This window comes from Bradyrhizobium sp. CB2312, assembly GCF_029714425.1.
Classification (GTDB): Bacteria; Pseudomonadota; Alphaproteobacteria; order Rhizobiales; family Xanthobacteraceae; genus Bradyrhizobium.
The window spans coordinates 7066130-7085147 of sequence record NZ_CP121668.1; the positions used below are offsets into that span (position 1 = coordinate 7066130).

A 19018-nucleotide genomic window follows, 5' to 3' on the forward strand; every position below is an offset into this window, starting at 1 on the left:
AGACAAGCGGGCATGACGGCCATGAGCACTGAAACGAGCAACGAGACAAGGCTGCGTGAGGATATCTGCCGGTTCGGACGGTCCCTGTTCGAGCGCGGGCTGACGCCGGGCTCCTCCGGCAATATCAGCGTCAGGCTGGACGGCGGTGGCTGGCTGGTGACCCCGACCAATGCCTCGCTCGGCTTCCTCGATCCGGCAAAGCTGTCGCGGCTGGACGAACAGGGCCGGCTGGTCTCGGGTGATGCGCCGACCAAGGAAGTTCCGCTGCACACCGCGCTCTATGACACGCGCGGCAGTGCCCGCGCGATCGTGCATCTGCACTCCACCCATTCGGTCGCGCTCTCGATGCTGCCCGAGATCGACCCGCGCGCCGCGCTGCCGCCGATGACCGCCTATTATCTCATGAAGTGCGGCGCCACCGCGCTCGTGCCCTATTACCGCCCCGGCGATCCCGCGGTCGCCGATGCGATCAAGGGACTGGCGGGGAAATATTCATCCGTGCTGCTCGCCAATCACGGCCCGGTCGTCGCGGGCGACACGCTCGAAGCCGCGGTGTTCGCGACGGAAGAGCTGGAGGAGACCGCGAAGCTGTACCTGCTGCTGCGGGGGATGAACCCGCGGTATCTTTCGCCGGAGCAGGTGACGGATCTGGTGAAGGTGTTTGGGGTGAGCCTGCCGGAACATGGGCACGAGCATTAGTGCTCGCCGCTGTCATTCCCCGCGAAGGCGGGGAATCCAGTACGCCACGGCATATCCGTATCCCGCTGACATCTCGGAATACTGGATCGCCCGCCTTCGCGGGCGATGACACCGAACATGTTGCCCGAGCGCGCGCAATACTTTGCGTCTACAGCCCCAGATACGCCTTGCGCACGTCCGGATTGCCCTTGATCTCCGCTGATGGGCCCTGCATCAGCACGCGGCCGGTTTGCAGGATGTAGGCGCGGTCGGCGATCTCGAGACACTCGGCCATGCGCTGCTCGACGATCAGGACGGTCATGCCGGCGTCGCGGATGCGCTTCACGGCCTGGAAGATCTCGTCGACCAGTTTCGGCATGATGCCCTGCGAGGGCTCGTCCAGCATCAAGAGCCGCGGACGCGTCATCAGGGCGCGACCGATCGCGAGCATCTGCTGCTCGCCGCCGGAGAGTGTCTCGGCGCGCTGCTCCAAACGTTCGGACAAACGCGGAAACAGGTTGAAGACGAGATCGAGCGGCCCCTCGCGATTCGCCTCGCCGCGGTAGAGGTAGCTGCCGAGACGGAGATTGTCGCGCACCGACAGGCGCGGGAACAGGCGGCGATTCTCCGGCACATACGCGATGCCGGTGGCAGTGATGTGGTGCTGCGCCATGCCGTCGAGACGCTTGCCGTCGAACGTCACCGTGCCCGAGCGCGGACGCTCGGCACCGGCGATGGATTTCAGCAGCGTCGACTTGCCCGCGCCGTTGGCGCCGGCAACGCAAACGATCTCGCCCTTCTGGACCTCGATCGAGACCGCGGAGATCGCGACCAGGCCCTGATAGGCGGTCGTGACTTCATGCACGCTGAGCATGACGATCTCCCAGATATGCGCTGATCACCTTGGGATCGCGGACGACGTCGGCGGGCTTGCCCTCGACCAGCACCTTGCCGAGGTCGAGCACGATGGCGCGGTCGACCAGCGGCATCACGATCTCCATGACGTGCTCGACCATCAACACGGTGATGCCGGCATCGCGCACCTTGCGCACCAAGGCAACGCCGGTCTGGGCCTCGGTCGGCGTGAGGCCGGTGAGGACTTCGTCGAGCAGCAGTAGTTTCGGTTCGGTCGCGAGCGCACGGGCGACTTCGAGGCGGCGCTTCTCGGCCGGCACGAGATCGCTCGCGAGCACGTCGGCGCGCGCGGCCAAACCAGTGAACTCCAGCACCTCATGCGCCTTGCGGCGCGCCTCACGCATCACGGTGTTGCGGACCAAGGCACCGACGATGACGTTGTCGATGACGCTCATGGTCTCGAAACTCTTGACCACCTGGAAGGTGCGTCCGACGCCGCGCTGGCAGCGCGCGGCCGCCGGCATGTGGGTGACGTCCTCGCCGTCGAACCAGATCGAGCCTTGCGTCGGCGGCAGGACGCCGGCGATGAGATTGAACAGCGTCGACTTGCCGGCACCGTTGGGGCCGATCAGGCCGACGATCTCGCCGCGCCCGACCGAGATCGAGACATCGCTGTTGGCAACGAGGCCGCCGAACCGCTGCCAGACGCCGCGGGTTTCAAGGAGCGCGGTCATCGCGTGGCTCCTTTCGCCTTCGAACGGGAGAACAGGCTCACCAGGCCTTGTGGCAGCGCCAGCGAGATCGCCACGATCAGCGCACCATAGACGATGAGATCGACGCCGCGGCCGGAGCCACCGATGTAGGAGCGCGTCAGCTCCGTCATCGGGATCAGGATGGCGGCGCCAAGCACGGGGCCCCAGAGGGTGCCGATGCCGCCGAGCACGGCCGGCAGCGCCATCAGCAGCGAGAATTGGAAGCCCATCACGCTCTCAGGATCGATATAGGCGAGGAACTGCGCATAGAACGCGCCGCCGATGGCGACGAGGAAAGCGGAGACCGCGGCCGCGCCCATCTTGGAGTTGAACACGACCACGCCGAGACTCTCGGCCGCTTCCGGATTGTCCTTCACCGCGCGCCACCAAAAACCCCATTTGGAGTCTTCCAGCCACCAGGTGACGAACCAGGCAAGGCTGCACAGCGCCAGCGCGAAATAGAAGTACGGCAGCTTGCTGCGCAGGAACTGGAATTTCAGCCAGCTGTCGCCGCGCACCGGAATGGTGATTCCCATCGCGGCGCCCGCCCACTCCCAGTTCTGGAACAGCAGCAGGCCGATCTCGGCGATGACGATGGTCGCGATCACGAAGTAATGGCCGCGCAGGCGGAAGAATGGATAGCCGAGCCCCATCGCGATGACCGCCGCGATCACGCAGCCCGCGAGCATGCCGAACCAGGGCAGCACGCCGAACTTGGTGAACAAGAGCTCGGTGGTGTAGGCGCCGATGCCGAAATAGAGCGCGTGCCCCAGCGAGATCTGGCCGCAATAGCCGGACAGGATGTTCCAGCTTTGCGACAGCGCCGCATACATCAGGGTCAAGATCAGAATGTTCTGGACGTAGACGTCCTTGATGAACAGCGGCGCGAGCGCGGCGAGGGCTGCCAGCACCGCGGCGATGATGAGGTCGCGGCGGCGCCGCGCGGCAAAATCCTTGTCCATCACATCGACCCGAACAGGCCGCGCGGCCGGATGAAGACGACGAGCAGATAGACCGCGTAGATGCCGACCGATTTCAGCGAGGGCGGCAACACCAGGGCGGTCGTGGCCTCGACGAGGCCGACGATGATGCCGCCGGCGAAGGCGCCGAACACGCTGCCGAAGCCGCCGAGCGCCACCGTGACATAGGCGATCAGCGCGAAGGACGCGCCGACATCGGGATAGATGTAGAAGAACACCGCCATGATCGCGCCGGCGAGGCCGACCAGCGCGGCGCCGAGGCCCCAGCCGAGCGCGAACACGCGGTTCTTGTCGATGCCGACCAGCGCGACCGCGCCGGGATCTTCACGCGTCGCTTCCAGCGCGCGGCCGAAATCGGTGCGGTGGATGAAGAAATAGAGGCCGGCGAAAGCGGCGATCGACACCAGCGCGCCGATCAGCTGCGGCTCCGGCAGGAAGATGCCGGCGATAGACACCGTCTTGCCGCCGAGCCATGACTGCGGAATGCTGCGATAGTCCGGCGTGAAGAAGAACTGAGCGAGGCCGCGCATGACGATGGCAAGGCCGAAGGTCGAGAAGATCTGCACCATGCCGGCATTGGCCTTGGCCCGCATGGCGAAGCGTACAATCAAGAGGTAGACCACCGCCCCGAACACGAACAGCGCCGCGGCGACCAACGGCGCCGACAGCAAGGGGTCGATGGCGAAGAACGCGAACAGGAAGAAGCTCGCATACATCGCGATCATCAGGAACTCGCCATGGGCGAAATTCACGACGTCCATCAGGCCGAAGATCAGCGCGAGGCCGACCGCGATCAGTCCATAGAGCAGGCCCATGAGAAGGCCGCTCGCGAGACTCTGGATAATGGCTTGGGCTGTCAACTCTGGTCCCCCGTTCGAAACGTCATCGTTTGCTCCGTCATTGCGAGCGAAGCGAAGCAATCCAGACTGCCTCTGCGGCAATAGCCTGGATTGCTTCGTCGCTTCGCTCCTCGCAACGACGAGGCTCGCGCGACGATCTCGACTTGCTCCCCTGCTCCCGCAGCGCTTACTTCATCGGCCAGGTCGCCTCGGCGATCGCGGCCTGCGGCGGGAAGACGGTGACGAACTTGCCGCCGATATATTGCAGCAGCACTGGGTCGGCGTCGTTGTTCTGGCCCGTCTCGTCGAACTTGACGCGCTTCCACGGCATGATGGTCTGCTCGCCCGGGATGTCGGTCGCCGCCAGCGCATCGCGGATCTTCTCGCCGTCGGTCGACTTGGCGCGGCTGATGGCGTCGGCGAGGATGATCAGGCCCATGAACTGGCGCGAGGTGAGGTCGTTGAAGTCCTTGCCCGAGCGCGCCTTGAACATCTCGTTGATCTTGCCGACCATCGGGCGCTTCTGCGCGAGGTCGAGCGAGAAGGTGCCGCGCGAGATCACGCCTTCGAGCTTGTCGCCGACGGCGTCGTACAGCGCCTTCTCGGAGAACCCGGCGTCCTGCGCCACGATCGCGTTCGGCTTGTAGCCGAGCTCGGCCATGGTCTTGACCAGCAAGATGCCGTCGGTGGTGTAGCTCGACGGCATCAGCACGTCGGCATTGGCGGTCTTGAGCTGCTGCACTTCGGCCGAGAGCGAGGGCGAGTTGGCGCGATACTTGATGTCGGAGACGATCTTGTAGCCGCGCTCGCCGGCGATCTTGGCCTGGGCGTTGCCCGAGTCGGTGCCGAAGATGGTGTCCTCGTGGAACAGCGCCAGCGTCTCGATCTTGGTGCCCTTCTTCTTCATGGCATCGAAGAAGTCGAACATCGCAGCCGAATACATCTCGTCATGCGGCGCGGCGCGGAAATAGTACTTGAGACCGCGGCGATGCAGGCTCGGCGAGGAGTTGTCGGCGGAGACGAACGGGACCTGGTAGCGTTCGCAGATCTGGCTGACCGTGACGGCAACCGCGCTCTGGTAGGTGCCAATGATGGCGCAGACCTTCTCCTGTGTGATCAGGCGCTCGGCCTCGGCGCGGCCCTTCTGCGGATCGGCCTGGTGGTCGGCAAACACGAGGCGCACCTTGGCGCCGCCGAGGCCCGACAGGCCCTCGCCCTTGGCCAGCGGCAGATCGAAATCGGTATCCTTGTTGATGACCTCGAGCGCGGTTTCATAGGCCTTCTGCGCGTCGACGCCCTGCTGCGCGCTGCCGCCAGAGAACGGATAGATGACGCCGATCACGACTTCCGAGGTCTGGGCGCGTGCGGCGAGCGGCATCAGCGCAGCTGTCGCAGTGGCTCCCAGCAGCACATCGCGGCGAGTGATCGTCATGGCAAAGTCCCCTGTTACGAATTTCGACTGTTCGAATGAAGCGATTGGCGGTTAGCGTAAAGCCCGAAGAAGCAGCAAACGCTGCCTCCTAAATCACGGCCATGGTCCTGTTCTTCAGATCCGTCACCAGCATCAAGCCGGGCGAATGCGTGATCGCGAACGGGAGCTTCGCGGCGTTGATCACCGATTGCGGCGTCACGCCGCAGGCCCAGAACACCGGGATCTCGTCGTCGGCAACGGGCACGGGATCACCATAGTCGGGCTTGGCGATGTCCTTGATGCCGATCAGGTGCGGATGGCCGAGATGCACGGGCGCGCCGTGCACGGCGGGATAGCGCGAGGTGATCTGCACCGCGCGGATGGCATCGGCAGGCTTGAACGGGCGCATCGACACCACCATCGGACCGGCGAACGGACCGGACACGCCGCAGGCGATGTTGGTGCGGTACATCGGCACGCGCACATTGTGCTCGATGTGGCGGATCGGCATACCCTCGTCGAGCAGCGCCTCTTCGAACGAGAAGGAGCAGCCGAGCACGAAGGTCACGAGGTCATCGCGCCAGTAGCTGGTCACGTCGGTCGGCTCGTCCGCTACCTCGCCGTCGCGCCAGACGCGGTAGCGTGGAACGTCGGTGCGGATGTCGAGATCGGCGCCGAGCGCCGGAATATACGGGCTGCCGACATCGGACATGCCGATGATCGGGCACGGCTTCGGATTGAGCTGGCAGAAGCGGTGAAAGGCGCTGGCGTATTCGGCCGGCAGGATCGCCAGATTGCCCTGGACGAAGCCGGGGGCGATTCCCGCGGTGGAAGCGACCAGCCCGTCGCGGTAGGCGAGCCGGGCCTTGCGGCTCTGGAGCGTGTCGGGCGTTTCAGTTTGCTGCGCTGCCACTAAAACAGTCATTTGATCGACCTGCCTATGAACTCGACAAGCACAGCCAACATCAAGCATACTATAAAGTCTAATCGTCCTTTCTAATCGATATCGATAAAACTGTTTTATCGATCGGGAAAATCCTTCCAATGCTCGACTTCAGGTCGATCGAAACCTTCCTCTGGGTCGTGAAGCTCGGCAGCTTCCGCGGCGCCGCGGCACGGCTCAACACGACCCAGCCGGCCATCTCCCAGCGCATCGCCCAGCTCGAGCGCGAGATGGGCGTGAAGCTTCTGAACCGGGATCACCGCGTCGCCTCGCCGACGCCGAGCGGGCGGCAGATGATGGTCTATGCCGAGAAGCTGATCGGCCTGCGCGCCCAGATGATGGCGGAAATTGGCGATCGCTCCGCGATGCGCGGCGTGATGCGTCTCGGCGTCGCCGAGACCATCGTGCACACCTGGCTGCCGCGCCTCGTGAAGAGCGTGAACGAGATCTATCCGAACCTGTCGCTGGAGATCGAGGTCGACATCACGCCGAACCTCACCGCGCGCCTGCTCGCGCAGGAGATCGAGCTTGCGTTCGTGGTCGGCCCGCTGTCGGCCTCGGGCGTGCATAATCGCGTGCTCGCGGATTATCCGATCGGATTCCTCGCAAGCCCCTCCCTCGGTCTCGGCAAAGGTCCGGTGACGCCGGCGGAGCTCGCGCGGTTTCCGATCATCACCTTCCTGCGCAAGACCAAGCCGTACGAGGTCGTGCGTGAGGTGTTCGACCGGCCGGAACTGCCGCCGATCCGGCTGCACGCGTCCGCCTCGCTCGCGACCGTCATCCACATGGCGGTCGAGGGGCTCGGCATCGCCGTGATCCCCGACGCCATCGTCGAGAACGAGCTTGCCGACGGACGACTGCAACTGCTCGACACCGATCTCGCGATCGCGCCGCTGACCTTTACCGCGAGCTGGCTCGCCTCGCCCGACGTGGTCGCGGTGGAGCGCGTCGCCGAGCTGGCACGGCAGATTGCGCAGAGGAGCCTTGCGGTTGACGCGCCCGCGCTGGCGGGTCATTGAAAAAGGCGCCGGACAAAAGAGAGAACGACCGCATGAGCCGAGCCGCCACCAATCTGCAAATCGATTCCACCCGTCTCTGGGGCTCCATCCACGAGACCGCGCAGTTCGGTGCGACGGCCAAGGGCGGTGTGAAGCGGCTGACGCTGAGCAGCGAAGACAAGCAGGTGCGCGACTGGTTCCGCAAGGCCTGCGAAGAGGCAGGCCTGGAAGTGCACACCGATGCGCTCGGATCGCAGTTCGGCCTGCGCAAGGGCCGCGACATGTCGAAGCTGCCCGTCGGCATCGGTTCGCATCTCGACACCCAGCCGACCGGCGGCAAGTATGACGGCATTCTGGGGACGCTCGGCGCGCTCGAGGTGATCCGCACGCTGAACGATGCCGGCATCGAGACCGAGGCGCCGATCTGCATCGTCAACTGGACCAACGAGGAAGGTTCGCGCTTTGCGCCGGCGATGATGGCATCCGCCGCCTATGTCGGCGATTTCACCACCGACGACATCCTCTCGCGCAAGGATATCGAGGGCACCACCGTCGGCCAGGCGCTCGACAGCATCGGCTATCGCGGCGACAAGCCGGTCGGCTTCCAGAAGCTCGGTTGCTTTGTCGAGCTGCACATCGAGCAGGGCCCGATCCTGGAGGCCGAGGGCAAGACCATCGGCGTGGTCGATTCCGGCCAGGGCGTGCTCTGGTACGACGGCAAGATCTCCGGCTTCGAGAGCCATGCGGGATCGACGCCCATGCCGCTGCGCCGCGATGCGCTGGCGACGCTCTCGGAGATCGTGCTGGCGATGGAGGCCATCGCCAAGAAGCATGGGCCGAACGCGGTCGGCACCATCGGCGAGGCCGTGATCGCAAACCCCTCGCGCAATGTCATCCCCGGCGAGATCGCCTTCACCATGGATTGCCGCAGCGCCGATGGCGCGATCATGGATGCGCTCGACCGCGATCTGCGCGCCGCCATTGCCGAGATCGCCGCGCGCCGCAAGGTTGACGTGAAGATCGACCTGGTCTGGCGCAAGCCGCCGACGCATTTCGATCCCAAGCTCATTGCAGCCGTCGAGAACGCGGCCAAGACGCTCGGCTATTCCTCCCGCCGCATCACCTCCGGCGCCGGCCACGACGCCTGCAATCTCAACACCGTCATGCCGGCGGCGATGGTGTTCGTGCCCTGCAAGGACGGCATCAGCCACAACGAGCTGGAAGATGCCACCCAGCCCGACTGCGCCGCGGGCACCAACGTGCTCATGCATACCGTGCTGGCGATCGCCGGCGTCGCGTCCTGATCGGAGGGAGCCATGCGCGGAGTTTTCGTCGACGCCAACGAAGCCCTCGCCGTGATCATGGAGCGGCTGGAAAAGCCCGGTGATCCCAAGGTGCGGATCCACCGGGACCCCGACATCAAGCCCGAGCAATACCCCGAAATCCTCGACGGCGCCGAGATCGCGATCGTCGACCACACGGCGCTGCCGACCGAAGTCGCGAAGAAATGCACGGGGCTCAAGCACGTCGTCTTCCTCGGCACCGGCGCGCGCAGCTACATGAACCCGGAGGAGCTCGCCGAGCTCGGCATCTCCGTGCATCTGATCAAGGGCTATGGCGACACGGCGGTCGCCGAATCCGCGATCGCGCTGATGTGGTCCTCCGCCCGCGTCATCGCGATGATGGACCGCGAGATGCGCGCCGGCAATTGGCTGCGCGAGGACGGCATGCAGCTCACCGGCAAGACGCTCGGCCTGATCGGCTTCGGCGGCATCGCCGCGGAAGTTGCGCGCATCGCGTCCGGCTCAGGCATGAAGGTCATCGCCTGGAACCGCTCGCCGAAGAGCCATCCCGGCGTCGAGTTCACCGATCTCGACAGCGTCTTGGCGCGAAGCGACGTCGTATCGTTGCATCTGCTGCTCAACGATGAGACGCGCGGCATGATCACACACGAGAAGATCTTTGCGATGAAGCCTGGTGTCATCCTCGTCAACACCGCCCGCGCCGCGATCGTCGATGAAGCCGCCATGATCGACGCGTTGAAGTCGGGGCATATCCGCCATGCCGGCCTCGACGTCTTCAACACCGAACCGCTGCCGGCGGACCATCCGCTGACCAGGATTCCGAACGTGACGCTATCGGCGCATTCGGCCTTCCGCACGCCAGAGGCGAGCGAGAACCTGATTGAAGCGGCCTGGGTCCACTGCCGCCGCATCGTGAAAGGATAAGAGCAACAACAATGGCCGACTACCGCACCATCAAGGCAGAGGCGCTTAACAACGCCATCCACGCCATCGTCAAGGCCGGCGGCTCCTCGGACCGCGAAGCCGAGCTCGTCTCCACCAACCTCGTCGAGGCCAATCTGAAGGGACACGACTCCCACGGCGTCGGCATGATCCCGCGCTATGTCCAGAGCGTCACCAATGGCGGCCTCACTGTGAACCAGCACGTCAAGATCGTGCTCGACACCGGTCCGCTTCTCACCCTCGACGGCCTCACCGGCTACGGCCAGGTGATCGGCCATGAAGCGATGGAGCTGGCGGCCGAGCGCGCCAGGCGCAACGGCGTGTGTCTCGTCGGCCTCTCCAACTCGCATCACATCGGCCGCATCGGCCACTGGGCCGAGCAGTGCATCGACCACGGGCTGGTCTCGATTCACTTCGTCAACGTGATCTCGCGCCCAATCGTGGCGCCCTGGGGCGGCAGCGATGCGCGCCACGGCACCAACCCGTTCTGCGTCGGCATCCCGCGCAGGGGCAAGGACCCGATTGTGCTCGACTTCGCCACCAGCAGGATCGCGCAAGGCAAGACCCGCGTCGCCCACAACAAGGGCGTCGAGCTCGAGCCCGGCACCATCATCGACAATGAGGGCAAGCCGACCACCAATCCGCGCTACACCGTGATCCCGCCGCACGGCGCCATCCTGCCGTTCGGCGAGCACAAGGGCTCGGGCCTCGCGCTGGTGTGCGAAATCCTCGGCGGCGCGCTCTCCGGCGGACAGGTGGTGAAGGGCCCGTCTGACGGCAAGTACAACGTCCTCAACGGCATGCTCTCGATCGTCATCGACCCGGACAAGCTCGGCACCGGCGAAAACCTCGCACGCGAAGTCGAGAGTTTTGTCGCCTGGCACACCGGCTCGCCTCCCGGCCCCGGCGTCGACAAGGTCAAGATCGCCGGCGAGCCCGAGCGCGAGACCAAGACCAAGCGCCTCGCTGAAGGCATTCCGGTCGATCCGACCACCTGGCAGGAGATTCTCGACGCCGGGAAGAAGTTCGGGCTGGACCAGGCGACGATCGAGAAGATCGCGGGCTGATCGCGACGGAGCCCAATGCTCGGAAGAGTTCCGGCCGAATGCACAATTGCGCAACAGAGGCTAGACCAGGGCGAAACATTGGCGCACCTGCGGGGTGGATTTGAACCGGTCCGCGTTGTCTTACGACAACGCGGATATCCCGGCTCACATCCGCCCCAGAGGTTCACATGCTCTCCCGTCTCGCAAAGTTCATGTCCGGCTCAGATCGGCCGTCAGGCTCGGCCGACCTCTATCGGCATCGGCTCGCGATCTATGAGAGCGAGCTTGGCGAGCCCGAGCACAGCTTCACCGACAGCGCCGAGCGCCGCATCGACATTCACGCCTTTGGCCGCGATTTCGTGCCGGTCTGCCAAGAGGGATCTGACGAAGGCTCCGTGCTTCTGACCAACGGCATGAGCGAGCAGCGGATGTCGGGCGTGCATGGGGACGCGAAACCGCGCGCCGAGCTGATGTGGTACGTCCGCGAGCCGACAGAGGAGATCTGCGCCAATCTGCGCTGGCTCGCCAATCTGCCGTTCATCGACACGACCTGGTTCGGCTTCGGTCACCGCGTCGCGCTGCCGTGGCCGCCGGTTGCGGGAACGGACTTCCAGACGTTTCTGTTTCTCACGCCGATCATCGGCCCGGATAAGAGCATCGCCGAGGCATTGGAGATCGCAGGCGATCCGGTGGAGATTTTGACGGTAAACCTGATCTCGCAGCAGGAGCTCGGGCTGATCAAGTCCAGGGGGCTCGATCCGTTTCTCGACCTGCTCGACGAGAACGACTATCCGCCGATCTTCGATCCGGCGCGGAAGTCGTATGTCTAGGGTGCGCGCCAAACCACCGCGGTCCTTCCCTTCTCCCCTTGTGGGAGAAGGTGGCATAGGCGGCCTTCGGCCGCCGTTCTTAAGAACGCCGATGCTTCGCATCGGCTATGGCGCCGGATGAGGGGTTCTCTCCGCGAGCAATTCTACGACTGATAGGTCTGCATCTGCGGAGACAGACCCCTCACCCGTCTCGCCGCTATGCGGCGAGCCACCCTCTCCCACAAGGGGAGAGGGGAAAACTGGCCGTCTCAATCCACCATGTCCGCGACCGCCTTGCCGCAGGCCGTGGTGTCGGCATTGCCGCCGAGATCTTTGGTCCGCAGAGTGCGCTCGGCGAGCGTCCGCTCGATCGCCTCGACAATCGACTTGCCGGCAACCTTCTCGCCGAGATGCTCGAGCATCATTGCGCCCGACCAGATCATGCCGATCGGGTTGGCGATGCCCTGCCCTGCGATGTCGGGCGCCGAGCCGTGCACCGGCTCGAACACCGACGGGAAATCGCCCTCGGGATTGATGTTGCCCGACGGCGCGATGCCGATGGTGCCGGTGCAGGCCGGGCCGAGGTCGGAGAGGATGTCGCCGAACAGGTTCGAGCCGACCACGACGTCGAACCAGTCCGGATGCAGCACGAAATTCGCCGTCAGAATGTCAATGTGGTACTTGTCCCACTTCACGCCCGGGAACTTCTTGGCCATCGCCTCCACGCGCTCGTCCCAATAGGGCATGGTGATGGAGATGCCGTTGGACTTGGTCGCCGAGGTCAGGTGCTTCTTCGGCCGCGACTGCGCGAGCTCGAACGCGAATTTCAGGATGCGGTCGACGCCGGTGCGGGTCATCACCGTCTGCTGCGTCACGAACTCGCGGTCGGTGTCCGGGAACATGCGGCCGCCGACCGAGGAATACTCGCCTTCGGTGTTCTCGCGCACCACCCAGAAATCGATGTCGCCGGGCTTGCGGTTCGCCAGCGGCGACGGCACGCCGGGCATCAGCCGCACCGGGCGCAAATTCACATACTGGTCGAACTCGCGGCGGAATTTGATCAGCGAACCCCACAGCGAGACGTGATCCGGAATCTTGGCCGGCCAGCCCACCGCGCCGAAGTAGATCGCATCGTGCTTGCCGATCTTCTCCTTCCAGTCATCGGGCATCATCTGGCCGTGCTTCTCGTAATAGTCCCAGGACGAGAAGTCGAAATGGTCGAAATGCAACGAGACGCCGTGCTTCTTTGCCGCTGCCTCCAGAACGCGCAGGCCTTCGCGCATCACTTCCTTGCCGATGCCGTCGCCGGGAATGACTGCGATCCGGTATTGTTTCTTGCTCATTGAGAACGTCCTTCGTTGGTCCGGCAGCCGCCGCGTTTTGACCGCACTGCAATGGACCAAAGTCGCGGGCAGCGCAACGCTGCACTGCAATGTTGACCGTGGCGCCGCCGAGCGCCTACTGGTTTCATCCTGTTCCCATCCTTGCGAGTACCTCTCATGGATCTGCATCTGCGTGGCAAGCGCGTCCTGATCACAGGCGCGTCCAAGGGCATTGGCGCCGCCGCCGCCGAGGCTTTCGCTGAAGAAGGCGCGCATCTCCTGCTCGCCGCCCGCAGCGGCGACCAGCTCAAGGCGCTGGCCGAGCGCCTGCGCTCCGCGCACCAGATCGATGCCGCAACCAGCATCGTGGATTTGCGCAAGGCCGAGGACATTGCGCGGCTCGCCAGAGAAGCGGCCGAGATCGATATCCTTGTCAACAACGCCGGCGACATTCCCGGCGGCTCGATCGACAAGATCGACGAGGCGACCTGGCGACACGCCTGGGAATTGAAAGTGTTCGGCTACATCAACCTGACGCGGCATATCTATGCGCAGATGAAGGCCAGGGGCGGCGGCGTGATCGTCAATGACATTGGTGCTGCCGGCGAGAAATTCGATGCCAACTATATCTGCGGCAGCGCCGGCAATGCCGCGCTGATGGCCTTCACCCGCGCGCTCGGGGGAAAAAGCCTCGCCGACAACATTCGCGTGGTCGGCATCAATCCCGGGCCCGTCGGCACCGACCGACACGTCACCCTGCTCAAGACCCGCGCAAAGCACCAGTTCGGTGACGAGAGCCGCTACAAGGAATTCCAGAAGAGCCTGCCGCTCGGCCGGCCTGCGCATGCGCGCGAGATCGGCGACCTCATGGCGTTCCTGGCGTCGGATCGCGCGGGCTATACGTCCGGCGTGATCTATACGGTGGACGGCGGCATCAGCGCGGGATGGGGTTGACTCTATCCTCGTCATTGCGAGCGAAGCGAAGCAATCCAGGAATGTGGCCGCGGTGACAGAGTGGATTGCTTCGCTGCGCTCGCAATGACGACCAAAGAATAAGCACAGGAGTAAGATAATTGTCTCAAGACCTGATCCGCGACACCGCCTGCACCGTCGTCGACAAGCTGCGCTCCGGCGACGTCTCGCCGCTCGAACTGCTGGATGTGGTGGAGAAGCGCGTCAGGGACGTCGACGGCAAGGTCAACGCGCTGCCGACGCTGTGCTTCGATCGCGCGCGCGACCATGCCAAGGCGCTGATGCAGAAGCCGGCCGGCGCGCGCGGCCTGCTCGCGGGCCTGCCGGTTCCGATCAAGGACCTGACCGACGTCGCGGGCGTCCTGAACACCCAGGGCTCGCCGATCTTCAGGGATAACATCCCCGCAACGTCCGACCTCATGGTCGAGAACCTCGAGGCCAACGGCGCAGTGGTCTACGCCAAATCCAACACGCCCGAATTCGGCGCCGGCGCCAACACCTTCAACGAGGTGTTCGGCGCGACGCTCAATCCCTGGGATACGTCAAAGTCGGCGGCCGGCTCGTCCGGCGGCGCCGCAGTGGCGCTCGCCACCGGCATGGCCTGGCTCGCCCAGGGCTCCGACATGGGCGGCTCCCTGCGCAGCCCCGCGGCGTTCTGCGGCGTCGTCGGCATGCGGCCGAGCATCGGCCGCGTCGCGCACACCCCGAAATCGGCGATCGACCGCAATCTCGGCGTGGTCGGCCCGATGGCGCGCAGCGTCGAGGATCTCGCGCTGCTGCTCGATGCCATGAGCGGCGACTATGCCGCCGACCCGCTGTCGCTGCCGGCGCCTCTGATCTCGTTCCTGTCGGCCGCCCAATCGGGCAAGAAGCCGAAGCGCATCGCCTATTCGCCCGACCTCGGCATCACCCCTGTTGATCCCGAGGTGAAGGCGATCACGCGCAAGGCAGCGGAGCGTTTTGCCGAAGCCGGCGTCATCGTCGAGGAGGCGCATCCGGACTGGCGCGAGGCGCATGAATGCTTCCACGTACTGCGCGCCTTCGATTTTGCGATCACCAAGGCCAACCTCCTGCGCACCAAGCGCGACCTGCTCAAGCCCGAGGTGATCTGGAACATCGTGGAGGGCCTCAAGCTCACGGTCGAGCAACTCGCGCGCGCCGAAGCGCAGCGCGTCGGCATGACCGCGCGCGCGATCGAGTTCTTCAAGACCTACGATCTGTTGCTGACGCCGACGACAATCGTGCCGCCGTTCCCGATCGAGCACCGCTATGTCGCCGAATGCGCCGGCAAGAAATTCGAGAACTACGTCGAATGGCTCGGCATCGTCTACGCGATCACCCTCGCCTGCTGCCCGTCGCTGTCACTGCCTTGCGGCTTCACAGCCTCGGGCCTGCCGGTCGGCGTGCAGGTGGTCGGCGCCCCGCGCGCGGATGCGCAGGTGCTCGCGGGCGCAAAGGTGCTGGAGGATATTCTGGGCCTGCGCGGGACGACGCCGATCGACCCGAAGGTCAAGGCATGATGCGGGCCGGATCGGGGGACCTTAGCTGTCCCCCGATGCCGGCATCCGCGTGCCCTAGTCGTTTGCTTTCGGGCCGCCATGATACTGATGCGCGTCGTAGCCCGCATCCTCCGACATAGCAGTGTAAGCCATGGAGCCCGGATGGACCTGTGACATCCGGACAGCCGCTTCCGCTGCGGACGGATGGTGCGCCACATCGCGGGCGTCGGCAGCGGAGCAAAGCGCGACCAGAACGGCCGACGCGGCGAGAACAGATTTCATCATGATTTGACGTGCCTCGTGTTGAAGCCCACCAGCAAACCAGAGGTGGGTTTCGCAACGTAGGATTCCCAGTCTGAATCGATGCTCCTGCTATAGGCGCGGCATAAACATTTCGTGCTCCCGGATTTACCTCGCGGCGGTGTGAGCCTCCAGGCTCCGGCTGTAGCGCGACATCGCAAAGCAAAACACGAAATAGATCGCGGCGACGAAGATATAGACCTCGACCGAAAACTGCTGCCAGGCCGGATCGATGATCGCGGTTTTCGCTGTCGTCAGCAGATCGAAGATGCCGATGATCAGGACGAGGCTGGTGTCCTTGAAGAAGGCAATGAAGGTGTTGACCAGCGGCGGAATGACGTGGCGGATCGCCTGCGGCAGGATGATCAGCCGGTGCTTGCGCCAATAGGACAGTCCCAGCGCATCCGCCGCTTCATACTGCCCACGCGGCACGGCCTGGAGGCCACCGCGGATGACCTCGGCAAGATAGGCCCCGGCAAACAGGATGATCGCGATCTGCGCGCGCAAGAGCTTGTCGATGTTGAAGCCGGCGGGCATGAACAGCGGAAACATCACGCTCGCCATGAACAGCAGGCTCACCAGCGGCACGCCGCGGATCAGCTCGACATAGAGCACGCTGAGCGAGCGGATCGCCGGCAGTCTTGAGCGCCGGCCTAGCGCGATCAGGATGCCGAGCGGGAAGCCGAACGCCAACCCGAACGTCGCCAGGATTAGCGTCACCGGCAGGCCGCCCCAGCGATCCTGCGAGACGAAGGAGAGCCCGAACACGCCGCCCCACATCAGCACGCTGATCAGCGCCAGTGCGCCGATCCAGAGATAGACCAGCTCGCGCCGCCACAGGGCGCGACGGGTCGAGACATAATACAGCGCGATGAACAGCACGACCGACAGCGCCGGCCGCCACTGCTCGTCGAACGGATAGGTGCCGAACAGGATGAAGCGGTATTTTTCGGGGATGATCGCCCAGCAGGCACCGATGCCACGCGCGGCACGACAGGCGCTGGAGTCGTTCGCGGGCGTCACCCAGACCGCATTTGCGATGCCCCATTGCACGAAGCTGAAGATGCCCTTGGCGAGCAGCGCCAGCAGCACGACCGTGAGGATGCCGTTCGGGATCGACGAGAACAGGTTCGTGCGCAGCCAGCGCAGCACCGGATTGCCTGCCTGCGGGCGGCGCGCGGCACGCGGTGCATCGGGGATGTCGGTGATCGCGGTCATGCTCAGCGCTCCACCAGCGCGATGCGCGCATTGTACCAGTTCATGAAGAAGCTGATGGACAGGCTGATGGTCAGGAACACCGCCATGATCAGCGCGATCGCCTCGATCGCCTGCCCGGTCTGGTTCAGCGTGGTGTTGGCGACCGAGACAACGTCCTGGTAACCGATCGCGACCGCGAGCGAGGAGTTCTTGGTGAGATTGAGATATTGGCTCGTCATCGGTGGCACGATGACGCGCAGTGCCTGCGGCAGGATGATCTGCCGCAGCATGAAGCTGCGGCGGAGGCCAAGCGCATTGGCGGCATCCCACTGGCCGCGCGGCACCGACTGAATGCCGCTGCGCACGATCTCGGCGATGAAGGCCGAGGTGTAGGTGACGAGCGCGATCAGCAGCGCGAAATATTCCGGCGCGAGCGTGAGCCCGCCGACGAAGTTGAAGCCGCGCAGCTGCGGCCACTCGATTGTCCAGGATACGCCGAGCAAAAGCGAGACTGCCGCCGGAAGCACGACAATGAGACCAAGCGCAAAGGGCCAGGCCGGCCGCGGTTTGCCGTCGCGCATCTGCTCCGCGATCAACCGTCGCCGGATGAGATAGTATACGGCGAGCCCGAGCACGGCCGTGCCGAGCACCCACAGCTGCGGCAGGCCAATCGGGACCGCCGGCAGGATCAGGCCGCGATTGGACAGGAACACGCCCTCGACCGGCCGCCACGCCGCGCGAGCGGCCGGCAGCGCCTGCATGAGCACGTACCAGAACAGAAGCTGGAGCAGCAGCGGGATGTCGCGGAGCGTCTCGACATAGACGGCGGCGAGCCGCGACAGCAGCCAGTTGGCGGACAGCCTGGAGATGCCGATCAGCGTGCCCAGGACGGTGGCGAGCACGATGCCGATCACCGCGACGCGCAAGGTGTTGGCGACGCCGACGACGAACGCCCAGAGATACGTATCCCTCGGGCTATAGGCGAGCAGGCTGTCCGCGATGGGCATGCCGGCCTCGCGGCCGAGGAAGGCAAAGCCGGTCGTGATGCGGCGGGCGGTGAGATTGGTGACGGTGTTGGACCAGAGGAAGGCGATGATCGCAACCGCGATCCCGACCACCAGCACCTGCCAGAACAGGCCCTTCAGCTCGCGGGGGCCCCATGCGCCGAACAAGCGGCGACGCGGCGGCGGTCTTGGCGTGTCGGATGTCACAGCACAAAAATCCTTCTCAAAAGCAACGATTTCCGGCGGCGCACGTCAACTGTTGCACCAATTCCAGATTCATGCAACAAATGTTTCATGGCCGAGCCCGCGAAATCCTCGCCTTTGAGCGAACTGCGCATCGCATTGCCATCGCTTCCCCTGCGCCTGCAGGAGGTCGGCCGCTTCGTCGCCGCCAATGATTACGACGCCACCACCCGCTCGATGCGCGACCTCGCCGCGGAAGCCGGCGCCGATCCCGCCGCGTTCACACGGCTTGCCAAGGCGATCGGCTATTCCGGCTGGGACGAGCTGCGCGCGGCGCTGACCGAAGCGCGGCGGCCGTCGCAGACCTCGCCTTTCTCCGCCAGGGCGAAGGGCCGGCGTCATGGCCCCAACGCCGATGTCGCGCTCGTCATCGACAAGCTCGCGGCCGAAGGCGCCGGCCTGCCACGTATTCCGGCACAACCCATCGCGGAAGCGGCCCGTGCGCTGCACGAGGCCAAGCGAATCTGGATCGCCGGCTACCGCAGCTGCCGCAGCGTCGCGGAGCTGTTGAACTACGAGCTGCGGCTGTTCCGCCCGGAACAGGTGCAGCTCGTCGGCGCATCCGGCCCCGACGATCTCGATCTCGGCGCCTTCCGTCCTGGCGAAGCCGTCATCGTCGTCGGCTTCCTGCCCTACACGAACGCGAGCGTGCGGGTCGCGCAAGCCGCTCATCGCGCTGGCGCAACGTTGATCGCGATCGCGGACAGCCTCTCGGCACCGATGGCCGAGGGCGCCGACCAGGTGCTGCTGTTCGAGGCGGCCTCGTCTCCCGGCTTCTTCCCCAGCCTTACCGGCGCCATCGCGATCGCGCAGTCGCTCGCTGCGGTGACGTTCTCGCTCGGCGGCACCGCCGCGAAGAAGCGCCTGGAGCATACCGAAGCGCGGCTCGCCGCGGCCTCTACCTACGTCTCAGAGAAAGGTTGA

Annotated in this window: 19 protein-coding genes; 9 read left to right on the forward strand and 10 right to left on the reverse strand. The window is 64.9% G+C overall.

Features of this window, described 5'->3' with window-relative positions:
• Positions 1 to 12: 12 nt before the first annotated feature.
• Positions 13 to 699, forward strand: coding sequence for an aldolase (locus QA642_RS34385; RefSeq protein ID WP_283080851.1), 687 nt, complete (start codon positions 13 to 15; stop codon positions 697 to 699).
• 148 nt (positions 700 to 847) lie between these two features.
• Here QA642_RS34385 and QA642_RS34390 read toward each other — a convergent pair whose 3' ends face one another.
• The 6 genes from QA642_RS34390 to QA642_RS34415 all read right to left on the reverse strand — a co-directional run bounded on the left by QA642_RS34390 (position 848) and on the right by QA642_RS34415 (position 6440).
• Positions 848 to 1552: an ABC transporter ATP-binding protein gene (locus QA642_RS34390; protein WP_027558619.1), complete on the reverse strand. Its 705-nt coding sequence runs from the start codon at positions 1550 to 1552 to the stop codon at positions 848 to 850.
• On the reverse strand, positions 1536 to 2267 hold the full coding sequence (locus QA642_RS34395; RefSeq protein ID WP_092216921.1) for an ABC transporter ATP-binding protein: 732 nt from the start codon (positions 2265 to 2267) through the stop codon (positions 1536 to 1538). The genes QA642_RS34390 and QA642_RS34395 overlap by 17 nt, the downstream gene beginning before the upstream one ends.
• Entirely contained in the window at positions 2264 to 3247 is a 984-nt protein-coding gene (locus QA642_RS34400) for a branched-chain amino acid ABC transporter permease (protein WP_283080852.1), read from the reverse strand. Before QA642_RS34400 ends, QA642_RS34395 begins: the two co-directional genes overlap by 4 nt.
• On the reverse strand, positions 3247 to 4080 hold the full coding sequence (locus QA642_RS34405; RefSeq protein ID WP_231164374.1) for a branched-chain amino acid ABC transporter permease: 834 nt from the start codon (positions 4078 to 4080) through the stop codon (positions 3247 to 3249). Before QA642_RS34405 ends, QA642_RS34400 begins: the two co-directional genes overlap by 1 nt.
• Before the next feature lie 211 nt (positions 4081 to 4291).
• Positions 4292 to 5536, reverse strand: coding sequence for an ABC transporter substrate-binding protein (locus QA642_RS34410; RefSeq protein ID WP_283080853.1), 1245 nt, complete (start codon positions 5534 to 5536; stop codon positions 4292 to 4294).
• Between the two features lie 88 nt (positions 5537 to 5624).
• Positions 5625 to 6440: a putative hydro-lyase gene (locus QA642_RS34415; RefSeq protein ID WP_283080854.1), complete on the reverse strand. Its 816-nt coding sequence runs from the start codon at positions 6438 to 6440 to the stop codon at positions 5625 to 5627.
• Between the two features lie 119 nt (positions 6441 to 6559).
• Between QA642_RS34415 and QA642_RS34420 the strand changes: the two genes are divergently transcribed.
• The 5 genes from QA642_RS34420 to QA642_RS34440 all read left to right on the forward strand — a co-directional run bounded on the left by QA642_RS34420 (position 6560) and on the right by QA642_RS34440 (position 11578).
• Positions 6560 to 7477, forward strand: a complete 918-nt coding sequence (locus QA642_RS34420; protein WP_283080855.1) for a LysR family transcriptional regulator — start codon at positions 6560 to 6562, stop codon at positions 7475 to 7477.
• 32 nt (positions 7478 to 7509) lie between these two features.
• Positions 7510 to 8760: a Zn-dependent hydrolase gene (locus QA642_RS34425; protein ID WP_283080856.1), complete on the forward strand. Its 1251-nt coding sequence runs from the start codon at positions 7510 to 7512 to the stop codon at positions 8758 to 8760.
• Positions 8761 to 8772: 12 nt separating this feature from the next.
• Positions 8773 to 9684: an NAD(P)-dependent oxidoreductase gene (locus QA642_RS34430; RefSeq protein WP_283080857.1), complete on the forward strand. Its 912-nt coding sequence runs from the start codon at positions 8773 to 8775 to the stop codon at positions 9682 to 9684.
• An 11-nt stretch (positions 9685 to 9695) separates the two neighbouring features.
• Complete coding sequence (locus QA642_RS34435; RefSeq protein WP_283080858.1) at positions 9696 to 10769, forward strand: malate/lactate/ureidoglycolate dehydrogenase; 1074 nt, start codon at positions 9696 to 9698, stop codon at positions 10767 to 10769.
• 167 nt (positions 10770 to 10936) lie between these two features.
• Positions 10937 to 11578, forward strand: a complete 642-nt coding sequence (locus QA642_RS34440) for a suppressor of fused domain protein (protein ID WP_283080859.1) — start codon at positions 10937 to 10939, stop codon at positions 11576 to 11578.
• Between the two features lie 248 nt (positions 11579 to 11826).
• On the opposite strand, the gene QA642_RS34445 is transcribed toward QA642_RS34440, so the two are convergent.
• Positions 11827 to 12900, reverse strand: coding sequence for a tartrate dehydrogenase (locus QA642_RS34445; protein WP_283080860.1), 1074 nt, complete (start codon positions 12898 to 12900; stop codon positions 11827 to 11829).
• Positions 12901 to 13056: 156 nt separating this feature from the next.
• On the opposite strand from QA642_RS34445, the gene QA642_RS34450 reads away from it, so the two are divergent.
• Together QA642_RS34450 and QA642_RS34455 are read left to right on the forward strand one after the other, a co-directional pair.
• Positions 13057 to 13833, forward strand: coding sequence for an SDR family oxidoreductase (locus QA642_RS34450; protein WP_283080861.1), 777 nt, complete (start codon positions 13057 to 13059; stop codon positions 13831 to 13833).
• 119 nt (positions 13834 to 13952) lie between these two features.
• Entirely contained in the window at positions 13953 to 15371 is a 1419-nt protein-coding gene (locus QA642_RS34455) for an amidase family protein (protein ID WP_283080862.1), read from the forward strand.
• A gap of 54 nt (positions 15372 to 15425) precedes the next feature.
• Here the strand turns inward: QA642_RS34455 and QA642_RS34460 are convergent, their stop codons facing one another.
• The 3 genes from QA642_RS34460 to QA642_RS34470 form a co-directional block, all read right to left on the reverse strand.
• The gene (locus QA642_RS34460) at positions 15426 to 15635 is read right to left on the reverse strand and encodes a hypothetical protein (protein ID WP_283080863.1); all 210 of its coding nucleotides are present in this window, start codon (positions 15633 to 15635) and stop codon (positions 15426 to 15428) included.
• A gap of 123 nt (positions 15636 to 15758) precedes the next feature.
• A complete protein-coding gene (locus QA642_RS34465; RefSeq protein ID WP_283080864.1) occupies positions 15759 to 16868 on the reverse strand; it encodes an amino acid ABC transporter permease in 1110 nt (369 codons plus the stop codon).
• Between the two features lie 2 nt (positions 16869 to 16870).
• Positions 16871 to 18058 carry an ABC transporter permease subunit gene (locus QA642_RS34470; RefSeq protein ID WP_283080865.1) on the reverse strand — a complete coding sequence of 396 codons (1188 nt, stop codon included), beginning with the start codon at positions 18056 to 18058 and terminating at the stop codon, positions 16871 to 16873.
• Positions 18059 to 18145: 87 nt separating this feature from the next.
• Here QA642_RS34470 and QA642_RS34475 point away from each other — a divergent pair, with 87 nt between their 5' ends.
• On the forward strand, positions 18146 to 19018 hold the full coding sequence (locus QA642_RS34475; RefSeq protein ID WP_283080866.1) for a MurR/RpiR family transcriptional regulator: 873 nt from the start codon (positions 18146 to 18148) through the stop codon (positions 19016 to 19018).

Bases quoted from the DNA above. Each gene is read 5' to 3' on its own strand.
- QA642_RS34465 (WP_283080864.1), bottom strand. From the start codon at position 16,868: ATGACCGCGATCACCGACATCCCCGATGCACCGCGTGCCGCGCGCCGC.
- QA642_RS34420 (WP_283080855.1), top strand. From the start codon at position 6,560: ATGCTCGACTTCAGGTCGATCGAAACCTTCCTCTGGGTCGTGAAGCTC.
- QA642_RS34405 (WP_231164374.1), bottom strand. From the start codon at position 4,080: ATGGGCCTGCTCTATGGACTGATCGCGGTCGGCCTCGCGCTGATCTTC.
- QA642_RS34390 (WP_027558619.1), bottom strand. From the start codon at position 1,552: ATGCTCAGCGTGCATGAAGTCACGACCGCCTATCAGGGCCTGGTCGCG.
- QA642_RS34400 (WP_283080852.1), bottom strand. From the start codon at position 3,247: ATGGACAAGGATTTTGCCGCGCGGCGCCGCCGCGACCTCATCATCGCC.
- QA642_RS34425 (WP_283080856.1), top strand. From the start codon at position 7,510: ATGAGCCGAGCCGCCACCAATCTGCAAATCGATTCCACCCGTCTCTGG.
- QA642_RS34435 (WP_283080858.1), top strand. From the start codon at position 9,696: ATGGCCGACTACCGCACCATCAAGGCAGAGGCGCTTAACAACGCCATC.
- QA642_RS34430 (WP_283080857.1), top strand. From the start codon at position 8,773: ATGCGCGGAGTTTTCGTCGACGCCAACGAAGCCCTCGCCGTGATCATG.
- QA642_RS34460 (WP_283080863.1), bottom strand. From the start codon at position 15,635: ATGATGAAATCTGTTCTCGCCGCGTCGGCCGTTCTGGTCGCGCTTTGC.
- QA642_RS34415 (WP_283080854.1), bottom strand. From the start codon at position 6,440: ATGACTGTTTTAGTGGCAGCGCAGCAAACTGAAACGCCCGACACGCTC.
- QA642_RS34440 (WP_283080859.1), top strand. From the start codon at position 10,937: ATGCTCTCCCGTCTCGCAAAGTTCATGTCCGGCTCAGATCGGCCGTCA.
- QA642_RS34410 (WP_283080853.1), bottom strand. From the start codon at position 5,536: ATGACGATCACTCGCCGCGATGTGCTGCTGGGAGCCACTGCGACAGCT.
- QA642_RS34450 (WP_283080861.1), top strand. From the start codon at position 13,057: ATGGATCTGCATCTGCGTGGCAAGCGCGTCCTGATCACAGGCGCGTCC.
- QA642_RS34475 (WP_283080866.1), top strand. From the start codon at position 18,146: ATGGCCGAGCCCGCGAAATCCTCGCCTTTGAGCGAACTGCGCATCGCA.
- QA642_RS34445 (WP_283080860.1), bottom strand. From the start codon at position 12,900: ATGAGCAAGAAACAATACCGGATCGCAGTCATTCCCGGCGACGGCATC.
- QA642_RS34395 (WP_092216921.1), bottom strand. From the start codon at position 2,267: ATGACCGCGCTCCTTGAAACCCGCGGCGTCTGGCAGCGGTTCGGCGGC.
- QA642_RS34385 (WP_283080851.1), top strand. From the start codon at position 13: ATGACGGCCATGAGCACTGAAACGAGCAACGAGACAAGGCTGCGTGAG.